We start from the raw sequence: 3,101 nt of genomic DNA on the forward strand, positions 1-3,101 counted from the left end.
CCAAGCCCGTGCGGACGGGCAACGCCGCCTCTGACCAACTGCAACTCGACGTCTGGGGCGAGACCCTTGACGGCCTCGCTCTGGCCCGCAACGCCGGGCTCGCCGACCACGACGATGCGTGGGACCTCCAAGTCGCGCTCATGGAGCACCTGGAAGGCAACTGGAACCAACCCGACAACGGACTCTGGGAGACCCGTGTCAGAGCGTTCGGGGGTCGGTGCGTTCTGGTCGGTGGGTTCTCGCGCAGCCGACCCGTCACGGCTGGGAACCCATCGCAATCCAGCCGTAACGGGGGAAGCGAAGACGCGCTGCCCCGGGACAATCAGGCAGTGTCGGTCAGGATGAGTCGCTGGTGGTGTCCTCGACCAGTCGGGCTTGGACGGCGTTGCGGCGTACTGAGTTGATGCCGTTGAGGGCGGCTGCTCGGGTTTCATACGTTTCGGAGGTGGCGATGGTTTGTCCGTTGGTGGCGTGCAGGGTGAAGTGGAACCTGCCGGCCGTGTTCTTGCTGAGGACGTATTTGCCGATCCGCCCCGAGGCGGCCTTGGACTGAGTCACGCTTTGCGCGATCCCGCCGGCTCTAGCGTCGGCTACCCCGCTGACCTGTCGGAACTTGCTGCCCACTTGGCCCGCCGCTTGCTTGGCCCGGTCCGCTCTAGCCATGTCTTGTCCTCCAACTCCACTATCGGGTACGGGCCCCGACCGCCCGAAACGTTCAGCACATCACATCACACCCGGGCCAGTTGGCGTCACCACCGCGGCCTCAGACGGGCTGCCATCGCCGAGGAGGACCGGGCCCAGCCCACCCTTCCTCGACGTCGGATGGTTTCACGGTCGGAAAGGGCTGGCATGCTCGGCCCGCTGGAGCGACACACCCCTGGACTGACAGCGTCAGGCTCAGCCGAGTGGGGGGTTGGTGTTTTCCTGGATGGGGGTTCCGGCCGATGAGGCTTTGGCCTTCACACCTTGCACGACACCTTCCAGCGCGGTGATCCCGGAGGTGCTGCCGTTCTTGAGGCCGCTGACCGCTGCCTCGATCTGGTTGCCGAGGGCCTGCAGCGGCTGCCCGATCACCTTGCACAGGCTCGGGTTGGCCTGCACGTCGCCATAGGCCAGTCGCACCTCCCGCTTGATGAACAGCGCGGCGGCGCCGGCCTTCACGATCGCGGTGATCCGCCCGGACGCCCCGGACTTGAAGGCGCCTGCCCGTACCGGTGTGTAGAGGTAGCGGTGAAACGCACCGAAGGCCAGCCCGGAGTGGGTGACGAACTTCGTCTTGGCGAAGCTGGTGGTGTTGGAAGACGAGCAGAACGCAGCGCCCGAGGCCGAAGCGGAGGCCGAGGTGTCGCCCGTTGCCGACACCACCGAGCTGGCCGCTCCACCGGCGATGCTGCTCGCGGTCGCCGCTGCACCACCGGCCGAGGTTTTGGTTGAGCCCCCACACCCAGCGCCGAGCAAGGCCACCACGAACACCGACAGTATGGTGCCGAGCAGCCTGGCGATCGCCGGGCGGTCAGAGATGGTTGATCGTTTCATCGGTCCTTATCCTCGACTCGACGCCGAGGAGCCCGGGGCTGTGAGCCGGGCCGCTTGAGCGTGGAGAGTCACTCGAAGCGTGGCTGGATCTTCAACTCGCCAGTCGAGCGTAGCCACACCCAGAGCATCCCCTCCACCGCAAAGCCGTCCTCGCGTTCATCGTTATCGCGGTGTAACGAGCACCCACACCCAGCGACACCGGACACCTGACCTCAAATCTCCAGCCCGGCGCGAGCGAGTCCCGCAGGGCAACGATGACCAGAACGGCGCCCCGATAGCCAGTCCCTGCCAGCGGGCGGGATAGCTCGCCACCGGCGCTCAGCGAGTGCAGGCTGGCCAGTCCCGTTAGCCGCGGTGGACCCTCCCGGTGAAGATTCCTCCGTCTAATAACGAGACCACCATGGCTGAATCGGAGCCGGGCTCATCGCTGGAGGAAAAGCGTGGCCCGGCTGCCTCGTCGCTGCCATGATGGGTGGGTAGCGTCGCAACCGTCGAGTTGAGCCCGACGGTTGCTCGAACCCACCCGGCCGCTGCAGCACTGAACCAGCAGCGAACGAGAAGGAAGGTTGTGCCGTGAACTTCGATCCGTCTTCAATCATGAACCTGGTTGGCCAGCTCGGCGGTAACCACCAGCAGGCCGCTCAGCAATTGCAGGGCGTGGACCAGGTGGACCCCCAACAGCATGCCGGCATGCTGCAACAATTCGGTGTAGACCCTCAGCAGCTGCAGAACGGCGGCTATCAGCAGCACTTCGACGCCCAGCAGCAGCCAGGTTTCCAGGGCTACCAGCCCGGCGGAAACTACACCGATCAAAACCCTAGTTTCGACACTGCCAGTCAGCAGGGATACGGCCAGCAGCAGGGTGGTCCGGACCAGGGGTACGGCCAGCAGCAGGAGGGCTACGGGCAGGACCAGGGCTACGGCCGGCAGCAGGAGGGATACGGGCAGGACCAGGGCTACGGCCAGCAGCAGGGTGGTCAGGACCAGGGGTACGGCCAGCAGCAGGGTGGTCAGGACCAGGGGTACTGATAGACAGCCCGCGCGGCAGGGCGGGCTCGCGGGAACATCGCTGACGGCCATCGACGATGGCAACCGGACAAGCTAGCCGAAGCCGGCGGATCACTCTGCCGTGCGAGGCAAGCCGCTGCTCTGGCTGCGCGTCGAGGGCCTGAGCTTGCTAGCCGGAGGCATCGCCTTATTCGCGACCACGCACCAGCCGTGGTGTTGGTGCGGTCGTTATTTCTGCTGCCCGATCTGTTCATGGCCGGCTACGTCGGCGCGCCCCGGCGTGGGAGCGGCCTTCTACAACCTCGGCCACGCCTACTCGCTACCCATCGTGCTGTCGCTGATCGGCGCCAGCGATCATCCCCACCCACTACTCCAGGCACTCGGGCTGGAGTGCGTTTTCGGCTCAGTTGGCGGTGCTGATGGGTTGGTTGCTGTGGTGGCCTTTGCCGGCGTGTAGTTGTAGGGCGCTGGTGATGAGGGGGAAGTGGCTGAAGGCTTGGGGGGTGTTGCCGAGTTGGCGGTTGGCGGTGGGGTCCCATTCTTCGCTGAGCAGCCCG

At 65.8% G+C, this 3,101-nt stretch carries 5 protein-coding genes and 1 pseudogene; 2 read left to right on the top strand and 4 right to left on the bottom strand.

Going from position 1 to position 3,101, the window contains the following annotated elements; translation table 11 throughout:
* Positions 1–197: pseudogene (locus RM423_RS26130) on the top strand (glycoside hydrolase family 15 protein); the annotation flags it as partial.
* Between the two features lie 139 nt (positions 198–336).
* On the opposite strand, the gene RM423_RS24335 reads toward RM423_RS26130, so the two are convergent.
* The 3 genes from RM423_RS24335 to RM423_RS24345 form a co-directional block, all read right to left on the bottom strand.
* A complete protein-coding gene (locus RM423_RS24335) occupies positions 337–558 on the bottom strand; it encodes a YegP family protein (protein ID WP_311425626.1) in 222 nt (73 codons plus the stop codon).
* Positions 559–897: 339 nt separating this feature from the next.
* On the bottom strand, positions 898–1,536 hold the full coding sequence (locus RM423_RS24340) for a hypothetical protein (protein ID WP_311425623.1): 639 nt from the start codon (positions 1,534–1,536) through the stop codon (positions 898–900).
* 591 nt (positions 1,537–2,127) lie between these two features.
* A complete protein-coding gene (locus tag RM423_RS24345) occupies positions 2,128–2,616 on the bottom strand; it encodes a hypothetical protein (protein WP_311425624.1) in 489 nt (162 codons plus the stop codon).
* Positions 2,617–2,665: 49 nt separating this feature from the next.
* On the opposite strand from RM423_RS24345, the gene RM423_RS26135 reads away from it, so the two are divergent.
* Positions 2,666–3,001, top strand: coding sequence for a DUF4260 family protein (locus tag RM423_RS26135; protein ID WP_396327870.1), 336 nt, complete (start codon positions 2,666–2,668; stop codon positions 2,999–3,001).
* Here the strand turns inward: RM423_RS26135 and RM423_RS26140 are convergent.
* The coding region (locus tag RM423_RS26140; protein ID WP_396327871.1) for a glycoside hydrolase family 15 protein at positions 2,948–3,101 on the bottom strand (154 nt) is incomplete at its 5' end. The two genes, RM423_RS26135 and RM423_RS26140, sit on opposite strands and share 54 nt — an antisense overlap.

Origin of the sequence: Jatrophihabitans lederbergiae, assembly GCF_031845305.1 — a bacterium.
Classification (GTDB): domain Bacteria; phylum Actinomycetota; class Actinomycetes; order Mycobacteriales; family Jatrophihabitantaceae; genus Jatrophihabitans_A; species Jatrophihabitans_A lederbergiae.